Annotated in this window: 19 protein-coding genes; 14 read left to right on the forward strand and 5 right to left on the reverse strand. The window is 55.4% G+C overall.

The genetic code is table 11. The features are described from left to right. The first annotated feature begins 139 nt into the window (after nt 1–139). From accD to hisP, 11 genes are all read left to right on the forward strand, one after another. Nucleotides 140–1,045: an acetyl-CoA carboxylase, carboxyltransferase subunit beta gene (gene accD, locus IM282_RS10445; protein ID WP_022648854.1), complete on the forward strand. Its 906-nt coding sequence runs from the start codon at nt 140–142 to the stop codon at nt 1,043–1,045. Between the two features lie 70 nt (nt 1,046–1,115). Beyond that, nucleotides 1,116–2,384, forward strand: a complete 1,269-nt coding sequence (gene folC / locus IM282_RS10450; RefSeq protein ID WP_192970379.1) for a bifunctional tetrahydrofolate synthase/dihydrofolate synthase — start codon at nt 1,116–1,118, stop codon at nt 2,382–2,384. After that, the gene (dedD, locus tag IM282_RS10455; protein WP_017383444.1) at nt 2,374–3,069 is read left to right on the forward strand and encodes a cell division protein DedD; all 696 of its coding nucleotides are present in this window, start codon (nt 2,374–2,376) and stop codon (nt 3,067–3,069) included. Before folC ends, dedD begins: the two co-directional genes overlap by 11 nt. A 253-nt stretch (nt 3,070–3,322) precedes the next feature. Beyond that, nucleotides 3,323–3,811 (forward strand): colicin V production protein, encoded by a 489-nt coding sequence (gene cvpA / locus IM282_RS10460; protein WP_000262116.1) that lies wholly within the window; start codon nt 3,323–3,325, stop codon nt 3,809–3,811. Nucleotides 3,812–3,844: 33 nt separating this feature from the next. Next, a complete protein-coding gene (gene purF, locus IM282_RS10465; RefSeq protein ID WP_008502595.1) occupies nt 3,845–5,362 on the forward strand; it encodes an amidophosphoribosyltransferase in 1,518 nt (505 codons plus the stop codon). Nucleotides 5,363–5,451: 89 nt separating this feature from the next. Beyond that, nucleotides 5,452–6,021 (forward strand): UbiX family flavin prenyltransferase, encoded by a 570-nt coding sequence (locus IM282_RS10470; RefSeq protein ID WP_015572254.1) that lies wholly within the window; start codon nt 5,452–5,454, stop codon nt 6,019–6,021. A 290-nt stretch (nt 6,022–6,311) separates the two neighbouring features. Beyond that, nucleotides 6,312–7,094, forward strand: coding sequence for a lysine/arginine/ornithine ABC transporter substrate-binding protein ArgT (gene argT / locus IM282_RS10475; RefSeq protein ID WP_015572255.1), 783 nt, complete (start codon nt 6,312–6,314; stop codon nt 7,092–7,094). Between the two features lie 224 nt (nt 7,095–7,318). Next, nucleotides 7,319–8,101, forward strand: coding sequence for a histidine ABC transporter substrate-binding protein HisJ (gene hisJ / locus IM282_RS10480; protein ID WP_003861421.1), 783 nt, complete (start codon nt 7,319–7,321; stop codon nt 8,099–8,101). A gap of 88 nt (nt 8,102–8,189) precedes the next feature. Continuing rightward, nucleotides 8,190–8,876 carry a histidine ABC transporter permease HisQ gene (locus tag IM282_RS10485; protein ID WP_006811404.1) on the forward strand — a complete coding sequence of 229 codons (687 nt, stop codon included), beginning with the start codon at nt 8,190–8,192 and terminating at the stop codon, nt 8,874–8,876. Next, entirely contained in the window at nt 8,873–9,586 is a 714-nt protein-coding gene (locus tag IM282_RS10490; RefSeq protein ID WP_003861424.1) for an ABC transporter permease, read from the forward strand. Before IM282_RS10485 ends, IM282_RS10490 begins: the two co-directional genes overlap by 4 nt. A gap of 9 nt (nt 9,587–9,595) precedes the next feature. Continuing rightward, on the forward strand, nt 9,596–10,369 hold the full coding sequence (hisP, locus tag IM282_RS10495) for a histidine ABC transporter ATP-binding protein HisP (RefSeq protein WP_003861426.1): 774 nt from the start codon (nt 9,596–9,598) through the stop codon (nt 10,367–10,369). Nucleotides 10,370–10,508: 139 nt separating this feature from the next. On the opposite strand, the gene IM282_RS10500 is transcribed toward hisP, so the two are convergent. From IM282_RS10500 to yfcG, 4 genes are all read right to left on the reverse strand, one after another. Next, the gene (locus tag IM282_RS10500; RefSeq protein ID WP_038416458.1) at nt 10,509–11,018 is read right to left on the reverse strand and encodes a GNAT family N-acetyltransferase; all 510 of its coding nucleotides are present in this window, start codon (nt 11,016–11,018) and stop codon (nt 10,509–10,511) included. Between the two features lie 44 nt (nt 11,019–11,062). Then, nucleotides 11,063–11,956: a TIGR01777 family oxidoreductase gene (locus IM282_RS10505; protein ID WP_023300635.1), complete on the reverse strand. Its 894-nt coding sequence runs from the start codon at nt 11,954–11,956 to the stop codon at nt 11,063–11,065. 13 nt (nt 11,957–11,969) lie between these two features. Further along, nucleotides 11,970–12,338: a dihydroneopterin triphosphate 2'-epimerase gene (folX, locus tag IM282_RS10510; RefSeq protein WP_192970380.1), complete on the reverse strand. Its 369-nt coding sequence runs from the start codon at nt 12,336–12,338 to the stop codon at nt 11,970–11,972. 75 nt (nt 12,339–12,413) lie between these two features. Then, the gene (yfcG, locus tag IM282_RS10515; RefSeq protein WP_022648841.1) at nt 12,414–13,043 is read right to left on the reverse strand and encodes a GSH-dependent disulfide bond oxidoreductase; all 630 of its coding nucleotides are present in this window, start codon (nt 13,041–13,043) and stop codon (nt 12,414–12,416) included. A gap of 140 nt (nt 13,044–13,183) precedes the next feature. Here yfcG and yfcF point away from each other — a divergent pair, with 140 nt between their 5' ends. The 3 genes from yfcF to yfcD are packed head-to-tail and all read left to right on the forward strand — an operon-like array spanning nt 13,184 to nt 15,058. After that, nucleotides 13,184–13,828 carry a glutathione transferase gene (yfcF, locus tag IM282_RS10520; protein WP_038416453.1) on the forward strand — a complete coding sequence of 215 codons (645 nt, stop codon included), beginning with the start codon at nt 13,184–13,186 and terminating at the stop codon, nt 13,826–13,828. Between the two features lie 56 nt (nt 13,829–13,884). After that, nucleotides 13,885–14,436: a phosphodiesterase gene (gene yfcE / locus IM282_RS10525; RefSeq protein ID WP_023300633.1), complete on the forward strand. Its 552-nt coding sequence runs from the start codon at nt 13,885–13,887 to the stop codon at nt 14,434–14,436. Nucleotides 14,437–14,491: 55 nt separating this feature from the next. Then, nucleotides 14,492–15,058: an NUDIX hydrolase YfcD gene (yfcD, locus tag IM282_RS10530; protein ID WP_006811396.1), complete on the forward strand. Its 567-nt coding sequence runs from the start codon at nt 14,492–14,494 to the stop codon at nt 15,056–15,058. A gap of 3 nt (nt 15,059–15,061) precedes the next feature. On the opposite strand, the gene IM282_RS10535 is transcribed toward yfcD, so the two are convergent. Next, entirely contained in the window at nt 15,062–16,081 is a 1,020-nt protein-coding gene (locus IM282_RS10535) for a LacI family DNA-binding transcriptional regulator (protein WP_003861441.1), read from the reverse strand. Nucleotides 16,082–16,150 lie beyond the last annotated feature (69 nt).

The raw sequence follows: 16,150 nt of genomic DNA on the forward strand, positions 1-16,150 counted from the left end.
TCGACCACTTTTTTATCCAAAGTTTCGGGCTGTTATGTTTTAATGTGCAACATTCATGGTCTGTTGGAGGCAAAAATGGCATTATTCGCCTCTTACAGCAAAACTGGCATACGACCAGGTTCAGGCAGAAAGGTTATCAATGAGCTGGATTGAACGAATTAAAAGCAACATTACCCCAACGCGTAAAGCGAGCATTCCTGAAGGGGTATGGACGAAGTGTGATAGCTGCGGCCAGGTTCTGTATCGCGCAGAGCTGGAACGCAATCTTGAGGTGTGTCCGAAGTGTGACCACCATATGCGTATGTCGGCGCGCAACCGCCTGCATAGCCTGCTGGACGAAGGTTCTCTGGTAGAACTGGGCAGCGAACTGGAGCCAAAAGATGTGCTTAAGTTCCGCGACTCCAAAAAATACAAAGATCGTCTGGCCTCTGCACAGAAAGAGACCGGCGAGAAAGACGCGCTGATCGTCATGAAAGGCACCCTGCATGAGATGCCGGTGGTTGCCGCCGCGTTTGAGTTCGCCTTTATGGGCGGCTCAATGGGCTCTGTGGTTGGTGCGCGTTTCGTGCGTGCCGTTGAGCAGGCGCTGGAAGACAACTGCCCGCTGATCTGCTTCTCCGCCTCCGGTGGCGCACGAATGCAGGAAGCGCTGATGTCCCTGATGCAGATGGCGAAAACCTCTGCCGCGCTGGCGAAAATGCAGGAGCGCGGTCTGCCGTACATCTCGGTACTGACCGACCCAACCATGGGCGGCGTTTCTGCAAGCTTCGCGATGCTGGGCGACCTGAACATCGCTGAGCCAAAAGCGCTGATCGGCTTTGCCGGTCCTCGCGTTATCGAGCAGACCGTACGTGAGAAACTGCCGCCGGGCTTCCAGCGCAGTGAGTTCCTCATTGAGAAGGGTGCTATCGACATGATCGTCCGCCGCCCGGAGATGCGCCTCAAACTGGCAAGCGTCCTGGCGAAGCTGATGAATCTGCCGTCGCCGAGCCCGGACGAGCCGCGCGAAGGCGTGGTGGTACCGGATCAGGAACCCGAGGCCTGATAACTGAAAAGGGCAGGGCCAAATGGCGCTGCCCTTTTGCTTTCTAAACCGTTAATGACAACCGGGCATCATGGAAAATAAAAGCATTCCTCAAGCCACGTCGCCCCTGGCCGCGTGGCTTTCTTATCTGGAAAACCTGCACAGTAAAACTATCGACATGGGCCTTGAGCGCGTAAGCCAGGTTGCCGCGCGCCTTGACGTGCTGAAACCTGCGCCTTTCGTGTTTACCGTGGCCGGCACTAACGGTAAAGGCACCACCTGCCGCACGCTGGAATCTGTCCTGATGGCAGCCGGTTATAAGGTAGGCGTTTACAGCTCGCCGCATCTGGTGCGCTACACCGAGCGGGTGCGGGTGCAAAACACCGAGCTGGCCGAATCGGCCCATACGGCGTCGTTTGCCGCTATCGAAGCCGCGCGCGGCGATACCTCATTAACCTATTTCGAATACGGCACCCTGTCGGCGCTGTGGCTGTTTAAGCAGGCGCAGCTGGACGTGGTGATCCTGGAAGTGGGTCTGGGTGGACGTCTGGATGCCACAAATATGGTAGATGCGGATGTCGCCGTCGTCACCAGCATCGCGCTGGATCACACCGACTGGCTGGGGCCCGACCGCGAAAGCATTGGCCGTGAGAAGGCCGGTATTTTCCGGGCCAATAAGCCTGCCGTGGTTGGCGAACCGGACATGCCGCATACCATCGCTGAAGTGGCGAAAGAGAAGGGTGCTCGACTGCTGCGTCGCGGCGTGGACTGGCAGTATGAGGTGCAGGACAACGGCTGGCGCTTTAGCGACGCGCAGGGCGTGCTGGAGAATCTGCCGCTGCCGCAGGTGCCACAGCCTAACGCGGCGACTGCGCTGGCAGCCCTGCGCGCCAGCGGGTTAACGGTGAGCGAGCAGGCAATCCGCGATGGCATTCAGAACGCACTGTTACCGGGACGTTTTCAGATTGTGAGTGAGTCACCGCGTCTGATTCTGGATGTTGCACATAACCCGCATGCGGCGGCGTACCTCACAGGACGTCTCAAATCGTTACCAAAAACCGGGCGCGTGCTGGCGGTTATCGGTATGCTTCATGATAAAGATATCGGCGGCACGCTGGCCTGCATGGAGAGTGTGGTCGATAGCTGGTATTGTGCTCCTCTGGAAGGGCCGCGCGGCGCGACTGCTGAGCAGTTGATGGAACATCTCGGCAAAGGCGAAATCTACAGCAGTGTGGTTTCGGCCTGGCGTGCCGCGATGGCGGAGGCTAAACCAGAAGATACCGTGCTGGTGTGTGGGTCATTCCACACGGTGGCACATGTCATGGAAGTGATGGACGCGGGGAGAACCGGTGGCGAGTAAGTTTCAGAACCGTTTAACAGGAACCATTGTGCTGGTCGCGCTCGGGGTGATTATTCTCCCGGGATTGCTCGACGGGCAGAAAAAGCATTACCAGGATGAATTTGCGGCCATTCCGCTGGTACCCAAACCGGGCGATCGCGACGAGCCCGATATGCTGCCAGCGGCAACGCAGGCGCTGCCAGCCCAGCCGCCTGAAGGCGCAGCGGAAGAGGTGCGCGCAGGTGATGCAGCCGCGCCGTCTCTTGATCCGTCGCGTCTGGCCGCGAATAACAACGTTGAAATCGATCCTGTACCGGTAGAGCAACCCAAACCGGTTGAAAAACCGAAGCCGGTAGAGAAAACGCAGCCTAAACCGCAGCGTGACAAAGCCGACGAGCAGCTGGCTGCGGCAACGGAAACGCCGCCACCGGCCAAACAGACCCAGCAGGAGGCCGCCCCTACGGGTAAAGCCTATGTCGTTCAGCTTGGTGCATTGAAAAATGCAGATAAGGTCAATGAGATTGTGAGTAAACTGCGCGGCGCGGGATACCGTGTTTATACTTCACCCACCACGCCGGTACAGGGTAAAATTACCCGTATCCTCGTGGGGCCGGATGCGTCTAAAGATAAGCTCAAAGGTTCGCTTGGCGAACTGAAGCAGATCTCCGGGCTGAGCGGTGTGGTGATGAACTACAGCGCAAACTGATAAGGCTCCCCTCACCCCGGCCCTCTCCCCAAAGGGGAGAGGGTGCAAATAATTCCCTCTCCCCTTTGGGGAGAGGGTTAGGGTGAGGGGGAGAAAGCAGACGTCCACAGAGACGTCAGGCGGAGGGGCGTTGAGCATTTTTTCAGCGCCTTTTTTATTTACGCGTGGGAAGGAAATCCCTACGCAAACGTTTTCTTTTTCTGTTAGAATTCGCCCCGAACTGGATGACAGGGCGTTTAATCGTGGGACACATATGGTCTGGATTGATTACGCCATCATTGCGGTGATTGGTTTTTCCTGTCTGGTTAGCCTGATCCGTGGCTTTGTTCGTGAAGCGTTATCGCTGGTAACCTGGGGTTGTGCTTTCTTTGTTGCCAGTCATTACTACACTTACCTGTCTGTCTGGTTCACGGGCTTTGAAGATGAACTGGTCCGAAACGGAATCGCCATCGCGGTGCTGTTTATCGCGACGCTGATTGTCGGCGCTATCGTCAATTACGTGATAGGTCAGTTGGTCGAGAAAACCGGTCTGTCAGGAACGGACAGGGTGCTCGGCATCTGTTTCGGCGCGTTGCGAGGCGTGCTCATTGTGGCCGCGATCCTGTTCTTCCTGGATACCTTTACCGGGTTCTCCAAAAGTGAAGACTGGCAAAAATCGCAGCTCATTCCGGAGTTCAGCTTCATCATCAGATGGTTCTTTGACTATCTGCAAAGCTCGTCGAGTTTCTTGCCCAGGGCATAAACCCTGAGATGTGGCTTAACGAGGAAAAGACGAATGTGCGGTATTGTCGGTATCGCCGGTTTCATGCCGGTAAACCAGTCGATTTATGACGCGTTAACGGTGCTTCAGCACCGTGGGCAGGATGCTGCGGGTATCATCACCATTGATGCAAACAACTGCTTCCGTTTACGCAAGGCGAACGGCCTGGTAAACGATGTGTTTGAAGCCCGCCATATGCAGCGTCTGCAAGGTAATATGGGGATCGGTCACGTTCGTTATCCTACTGCTGGTAGTTCCAGCGCCTCTGAGGCTCAGCCTTTTTACGTTAACTCCCCGTATGGCATCACGCTTGCCCACAATGGCAATCTGACCAATGCCCACGAGCTGCGTAAAAAGCTGTTTGAAGAGAAACGTCGCCACATTAATACCACCTCTGATTCTGAAATCCTGCTCAATATCTTTGCCAGCGAGCTGGATAACTTCCGCCATTATCCGTTGGAAGCAGACAACATTTTTGCCGCCGTAGCCGCGACTAATCGCCAGATCCGTGGCGCGTACGCTTGCGTGGCGATGATTATCGGTCACGGCATGGTGGCCTTCCGCGATCCAAATGGCATTCGCCCGCTGGTGCTCGGCAAACGTGACCTCGGCGATGGCCGTTCCGAGTACATGGTTGCCTCCGAAAGCGTGGCGCTGGACACGCTGGGCTTCGAATTCCTGCGTGATGTCGCGCCAGGCGAAGCGGTCTACATCACCGAGAAGGGCCAGCTGTTTACCCGCCAGTGCGCCGACAATCCGGTGAGCAACCCGTGCCTGTTCGAATACGTTTACTTCGCGCGTCCGGACTCGTTCATCGACAAAATTTCCGTTTACAGCGCGCGCGTCAACATGGGGACGAAGCTGGGCGAGAAGATTGCCCGCGAGTGGGACGATCTCGACATCGACGTCGTGATCCCAATCCCTGAAACCTCTTGTGATATCGCGCTGGAAATTGCCCGTATTCTGGACAAGCCGTACCGTCAGGGCTTCGTGAAAAACCGCTACGTTGGCCGCACCTTTATCATGCCGGGCCAGCAGCTGCGTCGTAAGTCCGTACGTCGTAAGCTAAACGCTAACCGTGCCGAGTTCCGCGACAAGAATGTGCTGCTGGTGGACGACTCCATTGTGCGCGGCACGACGTCTGAGCAGATCATCGAGATGGCGCGTGAGGCCGGGGCGAAGAAAGTATATCTCGCCTCCGCAGCGCCGGAAATTCGCTTCCCGAACGTGTATGGCATTGATATGCCAACCGCTAATGAGCTGATTGCGCATGGCCGAGAAGTGGATGAGATTCGCCAGATCATCGGGGCCGACGGCCTGATTTTCCAGGATCTGAACGATCTGATCGATGCGGTGCGCGCCGAGAACCCGGATATTCAGCAGTTCGAATGCTCGGTATTCAATGGGATCTACGTGACAAAAGACGTAGACCAGCAGTATCTCGACTACCTTGATTCGCTGCGTAACGACGATGCGAAAGCCGTCCAGCTGCAAAACGATCTCGAAAGCTTAGAGATGCACAACGAAGGTTAATGCTCCGGCAAGTGAGGGGGCTCGCCCTCACTTGCAACTCCCCGTAAAATCCTGCACAGTCAGCCCTGAAATCAGCAAGGGCAAAAATCATGAAACGACTCATTGTAGGGATCAGCGGTGCCAGCGGCGCGATTTATGGCGTCCGGCTGTTACAGGTGCTGCGTGACGTTGCAGGCGTAGAAACCCATCTGGTGATGAGCCAGGCGGCGCGTCAGACCCTCTCTCTTGAAACCGATCTCTCTCTGCGCGACGTTCAGGCGCTGGCTGATGTTGTCCACGATGCCCGCGATATCGCCGCCAGCATCTCTTCGGGCTCGTTTAAAACGGCCGGCATGGTTATTTTGCCCTGTTCGATTAAAACCCTCTCCGGCATTGTAAACAGCTATACCGACACGCTGGTGACGCGTGCGGCGGACGTGGTGCTGAAAGAGCGTCGTCCTCTGGTGCTCTGCGTGCGGGAAACGCCGCTGCACCTGGGACATCTGCGTTTAATGACGCAGGCAGCCGAACTGGGAGCTGTGATAATGCCGCCGGTCCCCGCGTTCTATCATCGTCCGCAAACGCTGGACGATGTCATCAACCAGACCGTTAACCGCGTGCTGGATCAGTTCGATATAGACCTGCCGGAAGATCTCTTTACCCGCTGGCAGGGGGCGTGAGGCTGTGCACAAACAAGGTGCATGAAATGACTGTTTGCCCTGTTTCAGGGCAAAACTGCAACCGCGATCATATCCTCGACATTTAATTCGCTTTTTCCCTTTTTCTCTTTCCGGTTCGTTCGGCAGACCTGCTATCTTTCACCATTAAGGCAGTATCGCAACGTTTTATTAACATATTTAACGTCGTAGTTTTAACCCGACGACAATGTGGCATAAGACCTGCAAGAGCAGCCTGCAACACAACACACAACATAAACCATAATAAAATCACGGTTCTTGAGGGTAAATGTATGAAGAAGACGGTTCTGGCTCTGTCTTTGCTCGTGGGCTTGAGTGCAGCAGCAAGTAGCTATGCAGCGCTACCACAGACAGTTCGTATCGGTACAGACGCAACCTACGCGCCATTCTCCTCCAAGGATGCGAAAGGCGATTTCGTGGGGTTTGATATCGATCTGGGAAATGAGATGTGCAAACGCATGGAAGTGAAATGCACATGGGTGGGCAGTGACTTTGACGCGCTGATCCCGTCGCTGAAAGCCAAGAAAATCGACGCTATTATCTCTTCTCTCTCCATCACGGAAAAACGTCAGCAGGAGATCGCCTTCTCTGAGAAGCTCTACGCTGCCGATTCACGTCTGATTGCCGCGAAAGGTTCCCCAATCCAGCCGACCATCGACTCGCTGAAAGGTAAGCATGTTGGCGTGCTTCAGGGCTCAACCCAGGAAGGCTACGCGAACGCCAACTGGCGCGAGAAGGGCGTCGATGTGGTCGCCTACCAGAACCAGGATCTGATCTACTCTGACCTGGCGGCAGGCCGTCTGGATGCCGCGTTTCAGGATGAAGTCGCCGCGAGCGAAGGCTTCCTGAAACAGCCTGCGGGTAAAGAGTACGCCTTTGCCGGCCCGTCGGTAAAAGACAAAAAATACTTTGGCGACGGTACCGGTATTGGCCTGCGTAAGGATGATACCGAGCTGAAAGCCGCCTTCGACAAAGCGTTTAATGAGCTGCGTAAAGACGGTACCTACGACAAACTGGCGAAGAAATACTTCGATTTCAACGTCTACGGTGATTAATACCTGAATGAGATGCACTGATGTGGTGCATCTTTAGGGGGAGTGTTCCAGTATGGTGCAAACAATGCACCATATTGGACCGCCGTGTGCATAGTTAAGCATTTTAAATGCAAAAATTCCCGTTCAGAGGCATTAATCTTTGCCTGAGTGAGGGGATTAATGGCACATTAACGGCACCCCGTAGTCGTAAAATCTCGTATTTAGACAGTTTGTTGAGGACAGATATGAAAAAACTGGTGTTGTCACTTTCTCTGGTACTGGCCTTTTCCAGCGCCACCGCAGCATTCGCAGCCATTCCGCAGAAAATTCGTATTGGGACTGACCCAACCTACGCGCCTTTCGAATCGAAAAATGCGAAGGGGGAACTGGTCGGTTTTGACATCGATCTGGCTAACGAGCTGTGCAAACGCATTAAAGCGCAATGTACCTACGTTGAAAACCCGCTGGACGCGCTAATCCCGTCCCTGAAAGCGAAAAAAATTGACGTGATCATGTCCTCCCTGTCTATCACCGAAAAACGTCAGCAGGAGATTGCCTTCACGGACAAACTCTACGCGGCTGACTCACGTCTGGTGGTGGCGAAATCCTCTGACATTCAGCCAACCCTTGAATCTCTGAAGGGCAAACGCGTGGGCGTGTTGCAGGGTACGACGCAGGAAACCTACGGTAACGAGCACTGGGCGCCAAAGGGGATTGAAATTGTCTCTTACCAGGGTCAGGAAAACATCTACGCAGACCTGACGGCAGGCCGTATTGACGCGGCATTCCAGGATGAAGTGGCGGCAAGCGAAGGCTTCCTGAAACAGCCTGTGGGTAAAGATTACAAGTTTGGCGGTCCGTCCATTAAGGACGAAAAACTCTTTGGCGTTGGCACCGGTATGGGCCTGCGGAAAGAAGACAACGAACTGCGTGAAGCCCTGAACAAAGCGTTCGCCGAGATGCGCGCGGACGGCACTTACGACAAGCTGGCGAAAAAGTACTTCGATTTTAATGTTTACGGCGGCTAATCGCCCCGTCTGATAACGTGCGGCCCCTCCCGTTGCGGGAGGGGAAAAGACACGGTTCTACCACTCACGAGACGACAGGGCACGCGGTATGCTGTACGGATTTTCTGGCGTTATTTTACAGGGCGCGCTTGTCACCCTTGAGCTGGCTATCAGCTCCGTGGTGCTGGCGGTGCTGATAGGCCTGGCGGGCGCGGGGGCAAAGTTATCCGCCAACAGACCGCTGGCGCTGATATTTGAAGGCTATACCACGCTGATTCGCGGCGTGCCTGACCTGGTGCTGATGCTGCTGATCTTTTATGGCCTGCAAATCGCACTTAACGGCGTCACGGATGCCATCGGCATGGATCAGATCGATATCGACCCGATGGTGGCCGGTATTATTACCCTTGGTTTTATCTACGGTGCTTATTTTACTGAGACCTTTCGCGGCGCTTACATGGCCGTGCCGAAAGGGCACATTGAAGCGGCGACCGCCTACGGTTTTACCTCCTCACAAACGTTTCGCCGGATCATGTTCCCGGCCATGATGCGCTACGCGCTGCCGGGCATCGGTAACAACTGGCAGGTTATTCTCAAGGCAACGGCGCTGGTCTCCCTGCTGGGTCTGGAAGATGTGGTGAAGGCCACGCAGCTGGCGGGTAAAAGCACCTGGGAACCGTTCTATTTTGCGGTAGTCTGCGGCGTAATCTATCTGGTCTTTACGACCGTCTCCAATGGTGTGCTGCTTCTGCTCGAACGTCGCTACTCCGTGGGTGTGAAGAGGGCTGACCTGTGATTGAGATTATTCAGGAGTACTGGAAATCCCTGCTGTGGACGGATGGCTACCGCTTTACTGGCGTGGCGATCACGCTGTGGCTGCTGATCTCCTCGGTGGTCATGGGCGGCATTCTGGCGGTGTTTCTCGCCATTGGCCGCGTGTCGAACAATAAATTTATCCAGTTTCCGATCTGGCTGTTCACCTACGTGTTTCGCGGTACGCCGCTGTACGTGCAGCTGCTGGTGTTCTATTCCGGAATGTACACGCTGGAGATCGTGAAAGGCACCGAGATGCTGAACGCGTTCTTCCGCAGCGGTCTGAACTGTACGGTGCTGGCGCTGACCCTTAATACCTGCGCCTATACCACCGAAATCTTCGCCGGGGCCATTCGTTCCGTGCCGCACGGTGAGATTGAGGCGGCGCGCGCGTATGGCTTTTCCTCCGTGAAGCTCTACCGCTGTATTATTCTGCCTTCAGCGCTGCGCATTGCGCTGCCGGCGTACAGCAACGAAGTGATTTTAATGCTGCATTCGACGGCACTGGCGTTTACCGCCACGGTACCTGATCTGTTAAAGATTGCCCGCGATATTAACTCTGCCACCTACCAGCCGTTTACGGCGTTTGGCATTGCGGCAGTGCTCTATTTGATCATTTCTTACGTCCTGATCAGCCTGTTCCGTAAGGCTGAAAAACGCTGGTTGCAGCATATAAAACCGTCGACGCACTGAGAATTTATGATGGCTGAGAACAAATTAAACGTAATTGATTTGCACAAGCGCTACGGCGAACATGAAGTGCTGAAAGGGGTGTCGCTGGAGGCTAACGCGGGCGACGTGATCAGTATTATCGGCTCATCAGGTTCGGGTAAAAGTACCTTCCTGCGCTGCATCAACTTCCTCGAAAAGCCGAGCGAAGGATCGATTGTGGTGAGCGGACAGAACATCAACATGGTCCGTGATAAAGACGGTCAGCTTAAAGTGGCGGATAAAAATCAGCTGCGCCTGCTGCGTACGCGTCTGACAATGGTATTCCAGCACTTCAATCTCTGGAGCCACATGACGGTGCTGGAGAACGTGATGGAAGCGCCGGTTCAGGTGCTCGGCTTAAGCAAGCAGGAAGCCCGCGAGCGTGCGGTCAAATACCTGGCGAAAGTGGGTATCGACGAGCGGCAGCAGATCAAATATCCGGTGCACCTGTCAGGGGGACAGCAGCAGCGTGTTTCCATCGCCCGCGCGCTGGCGATGGAGCCGGAAGTATTGCTGTTTGACGAACCGACTTCCGCGCTGGACCCGGAACTCGTTGGCGAAGTGCTGCGCATCATGCAGAAGCTGGCGGAAGAGGGCAAAACGATGGTGGTTGTGACGCACGAGATGGGCTTCGCCCGTAACGTTTCTAACCACGTTATCTTCCTGCATCAGGGCAAGATTGAGGAGCAGGGTCATCCGGACGAGGTGCTGGCGAACCCGCAAAGCCCGCGTTTGCAGCAGTTCCTGAAAGGCTCGTTGAAGTAGGTTTGGCCTTTCTCCCTCTCCCTGTGGGAGAGGGCCGGGGTGAGGGCATCAGCCCCAGAGCCGCCCAATTGCCCGGTGGCGCTTCGCTTTCCGGGCCTACAAAAACCGTAGGCCGGGCAAACGCAGTGCCGCCCGGCATTCAGACCGCACCACACTCCAGCCGATACACCCAGTCGTCATACCGTACGCCGTTAATCTCGTACGCCTTCTCCAGTACCTGCGTGCGCACAAAACCTGCTTTCTCAAGAACCCGCACCGACCCAACGTTATCCGCCAGCACGTACGCGTTTATCGCCTTCACGCCCGTCTGGTTAAATGCATACTCACACACCGCCCGCAGCGCCTCGCTGGCAATGCCTTTTCCCTGCGCGTCAGGCACAACCGTGTAGCCAATATCCGCCTCTTCACGGTTCGCCGCACTGATTTGCAGGCCGATATCCCCGAGCGGCGTAACGTCGTTATGCAGACGGATCACAAAGACATGCTCCGCCATCAGGCGCGCGGCAAATACGCGGCGCGTCTCTTTTTCAGGCATGATAGCGGCCATATAGCGCATGATGTTGGGGTCTTCGCGCAGAGAGCGAAAGAACGCCCAGTCAGAAGGTTCGAAAGGGGTGAGGTGAAGCCGGGTTGTGGTGATGGTTGCCATAGTTACGCCATATCATCCAGAGATGGCGTATGACTCTAACATATTCACTGCACCACATCCCCCAGCGCCTCTTCCAGGTCATACCAGCGGAACGTAAATCCGGCCGCTTCCAGCCGTTTTGGCAGCGCGCGCTGGCCGCCCAGCACCAGCACCGAAGATTCGCCCATCAACAGCCGAATCGCCGTCGCAGGCACGCGCAGTACCGCCGGGCGATGCAGGGCATGACCCAGGGCGTGAGCAAACTGTTCATTACGTACGGGGTAGGGAGATACCATGTTAAACGGCCCGCGCAGGTCGTTATCCAGCAGCCAGAGAATACCGTTGACCATATCGTCGATATGGATCCACGCCAGATACTGACGACCGTTGCCGATGGGCCCGCCAAGCCCCATTTTAAACGGCGGCAACATTTTACCGAGAATACCGCCTTTCGGAGCAAGCACCACGCCGGTGCGCAGCAGGCAGACGCGGGTGTTATCGCTCTGCGCCCCGCAGGCGATACGCTCCCACTGGGCGCAGAGTTTATGGGTAAACTCGTTGTGCGGCGGCTCTTCTTCGGTCACCACCACTTCACCAAGATCGCCATAGTAGCCTGTTGCAGAGCCGGAAATCAGCACCGAGGGCGGCATCTCGCTGTTACGAATCAGCTCAACCAGCCTTTCGGTCATGTTCCAGCGGCTGCTGCATAAACGCTGTTTTTGCTCTTCGGTCCAGCGTTTATCAGCGATAGGCTCGCCTGCGAGGTTGATGACGGCGTCAAAGCCGTTCAGATCCTGCCGTTCCGCCAGGCCTTTCCAGATCTCAACGCCGGTGCCCAGCACCTGGCGCGCTTTCTCCGGGCTGCGCGTGACCACGGTAATGTCGTGATGCAACGCCTGCAAACGTGGAATGAGATGGCGACCAATCAGCCCCGTACCGCCGGTGAGCAGGATCTTCATACAACCTCCAGGTTTACGCCTGGCGCTGCCAGCTTAACGTCATGGAGACGGAGTCGGCGTAGCGCAGGGCGTGAAGTTTATCGATCTCCACTTCAGCATAAGTGACCCAGTGGTGTTCGCGTGCGATGTCGAGCACATCCTGAGTTAATTTTTCCAGTAGCGCAAAACGGTTGTTCTCAACGTACTGGATGATGCTTTTGGTGATCGTGCGATAGTTCAGCGCGTCATTGATGTCTTCGCTGGCGCGCGCCTTGTCTGCCGGGTAATTGATCACGACATTCACCACGATATCCTGGCGATTCGCGATCTCCTCCTCTTTGATACCAATGAATGTGCGTAAGCGAAGGTTTTTTATACGAATAATAGCGTCATGCTGGGACATTGCAGGTCTTCTCCGTGTCAGTATTTTTACCTCATCATACATGAGGAGAACACCTGCACCCAACGGGGCACAGGCTCAAATCTGATGGATTTTTTGCATGGCGCGTTCGGTTGCCGGGCGGGTCCGGATGCGCTCAAACCAGTTGTTCACCGCCGGATAAGTGGCCAGGTCGATCCGGTGGCGTTCATGGGTGTTGATCCACGGCCAGCAGGCGATATCTGCGATGCTGTAATGCTCACCTCCCAGCCATGGTGATTTTTCCAGCCGACGGTTCAGTACCCCGTACAGGCGCTGGGTTTCGACCTGATATCGCTCAATGGCGTAAGGGATCGTCTGCGGCGCATAGGCGGTAAAGTGATGATTCTGCCCCAGCATCGGCCCCAGGCCGCTCGACTGCCAGAATAACCATTGCAGCGTGTGATGACGCTCGCGCAACTCCCCGCTCAGAAGCTTGCCGGTTTTCTCCGCCAGATAAAGCAGTATCTCCCCGGATTCAAACAGGCTTAGCGGTTTTCCGCCGTCTGAAGGCAGGTTATCAATGATGGCCGGAATTTTATTGTTGGGCGAGATGGCCAGAAAAACGGGGCGGAACTGATCGCCTTTGCTGATATCCACGCGAATGATCCGGTAGTCCAGTTCGGCTTCTTCAAGAAAGAGGGTGATCTTATGGCCATTAGGGGTGGGGGCATAATAGAGATCTATCATTCTCAACTCCTGTCAGTGCGAATAGTGTTGCCATGAAAAATCAGTATAGGTGCTTGTTGTAAATCGTGAGTTTTCATCAAGTGACAGCGAGGCAAAGAGATTATATGTTGAGTGAAAACCGATCAGCCGATGAGGATGTTATGAGCCAGCCTGTAATAACGTTGTGGTCCGATGCGAACTTTTTTTCTCCTTATGTCATGAGCGTTTATGTGGCGCTGGCAGAAAAGGGGCTAACTTTTAGTCTGAAAACCGTTGACCTGGACAGCGGCGAACATCTGCAACCTCAGTGGCAGGGCTACGCGCTCACCCGCCGTGTCCCTGTGCTGGAGATTGACGGTTTTGAGTTGAGTGAATCCTCAGCGATTGACGAGTACCTTGAAGACCGCTTTGCCCCACCAGAGTGGGAACGCATCTATCCTCACGATCTGCAAAAGCGCGCCCGCGCCCGCCAGATCCAGGCGTGGCTGCGTAGCGACCTGGTGCCGATTCGCACAGAACGCTCCACGGACGTGGTGTTCGCTGGCGTCAAAAAGCCCGCCCTCAGCGAGGAAGGCTTATCCAGCGCCCGGAAGCTGATTGATACCGCGTCATCGCTGCTGTCACAGGGTAACCCAAACCTGTTTGGCGAGTGGTGTATTGCCGACACCGATCTGGCGCTGATGCTCAATCGCCTTATCCTCAACGGCGATGACGTCCCACAGCTACTGGTGGATTACGCCACATTCCAGTGGCAACGCGCGTCGGTACAGCGCTATCTGGCACTCTCTGCTAAGCGCGCGGGCTGATAAGACGGGGCGCTTGAGGTATGATAGGGGCAGTCTGAATTCCCGAGGAGTAACTGATGAAACTGATGTTTGCGTCGGATATTCATGGATCGCTGCCCGCGACCGAACGCGTGTTATCTCTGTTTGCCCAAAGCGGGGCGCAATGGCTGGTGATCCTGGGCGATGTGTTAAACCACGGCCCACGCAATGCGTTGCCGGAAGGGTATGCTCCCGCGCAGGTGGCGGAAAAACTTAATCATTTTGCCTCGCGCATTATCGCCGTTCGCGGCAACTGCGACAGCGAAGTTGACCAGATGCTGCTGCAATTTCCCATCACCGCTCCCTGGCAACAGGTGTTGATGGAAAACAGCCGTTTGTTCCTGACCCACGGGCACCTGTTCGGCCCGGATAACCTGCCGTCACTCGCCGCTGGCGATGTCCTGGTTTATGGTCATACTCATATTCCGGTGGCGGAAAAACGCGGGGCGTTTTACCACTTTAACCCCGGGTCTGTCAGCATTCCTAAAGGCGGTAACCCGGCAAGCTACGGCATGTATGAAGACGGGACATTAAGCGTTATCGCACTTAATGATCAGCAAGTTATTGCGCAGATAGCGATTAATCCGTAAGTTACACCACAACTGCAAACGCGCCGAAAGAGCGCTTAGACGAGAAGGTTTCCCGATGGTGGAGCAGAATCATTTGGCAAGTACTGAGTGGGTTGACATTGTCAGCGAAGAGAATGAAGTGATCGCGCAGGCCAGCCGCGAACAAATGCGTGCGGAGCGTCTGCGTCACCGCGCGACTTACATCGTTGTTCATGACGGCATGGGCAAGATTCTGGTCCAGCGTCGCACTGACACCAAAGATTTTCTTCCTGGTATGCTGGATGCCACAGCGGGTGGCGTCGTGCAGGCCGATGAAGTATTGCTGGATTCCGCGCGTCGTGAAGCGGAAGAAGAGTTAGGTATCGCTGGCGTGCCGTTTGCCGAGCACGGACAGTTTTATTTCGAAGATGAGCATTGTCGCGTCTGGGGCGGGCTGTTTAGCTGCGTTTCCCACGGACCTTTCGCCTTGCAGGAAGAGGAAGTGAGCGAAGTGTGCTGGATGACGCCGGAAGAGATCACCGCGCGTTGCGACGAATTCACGCCGGATTCCCTTAAAGCACTGGCGCTGTGGATGACCCGCAACGCCAAAAACGAATCCGCTAAACCGGAAAATAAGGCGGAAAAAGAGGAAGAGGCTGAGTAAGCCTTAACAGCTTTCCCGCAGACACAGGCTGGACGCGATGGGTTTATGGTCGCGCCAGTCTCCGTCATTCAGACGTTCCAGTAACGCTTTCCCGGCTTCAATCCCAATCTTGCGATGCGGTACTGCCATCGTCGTCAGCGGCGGCTGACAGACGCGGCTGACGTCGCTGTCGCCAAAGCCCACGACCGCTAAATCGTCCGGCACCTTGATGCGCCGACGCTGGCACTCATACAGCGCGCCGCAGGCCAGTTCATCTGACACGCACACCAGCGCATCCAGCTCCGGCCACGCCAGCAGGAACTCTGGCAATTGTGCCGCACCGGTGGAGAAGTTCGGCGGCATGGCGGCATTAATCACTCTATTTGGCGCCAGGTGGTGGCGCAGCATCGCCTTGTACCAGCCCTGCAAATGTTGCTGAAAAATCCACTGCTCCTGGTTAGCGCACAGCAGGCCAATATTCTGGTAGCCGCGCTGAATCACCATTTCGGTAAGTTCATACATGGCGGCGACGTTATCAATCCCGATATTCATATCAATAGGATCGGCACGCATTGCACCCATTTCCATCACCGGGATAGAGGCGTTTTTTAGCCAGTGTCGCACGGTATCGGAGTGCTCGACGCTGAGCAGTATCGCCGCGGCGATGTTCGAAGCCAGCAGCGTTTCAAGCAATTTTTCTTCCTGTTCAAGACGATGCTGAGATTCCGCCAGCATGATCTGATATCCGGCTGGCTGGAGCACCTGCTGTAGCCCGGCGAACATCTCGGAACAGCCAGCTTCGGAAAGATTGGGTACAACCATCGCAATCGTCCATGACGATGCCGATGCCAGTGCGCTGGCGGCAAGATTGGGCATGTAACCCAGCTCCTGCACCGCGGCTTCAATTTTTTCACGCAGTTTATCGGAAACCTGTTCGGGCGTGCGGAGGGCACGGGAAACAGTCATCGTGCCTACGCCGGCAAGCTGCGCGACATCCGCGAGCGTTACTTTTCCGGTACTGCGCCGTTTTCGGGTTAAAGACATACATCTTCCTGCTGACAGGACGCGATTTAGTTTCATCCTTCATTTTACGTGACAGGCAGTATACGCCTT

Source organism: Enterobacter cloacae complex sp. P29RS, from assembly GCF_014893445.1.
Taxonomy (GTDB): domain Bacteria; phylum Pseudomonadota; class Gammaproteobacteria; order Enterobacterales; family Enterobacteriaceae; genus Enterobacter; species Enterobacter intestinihominis.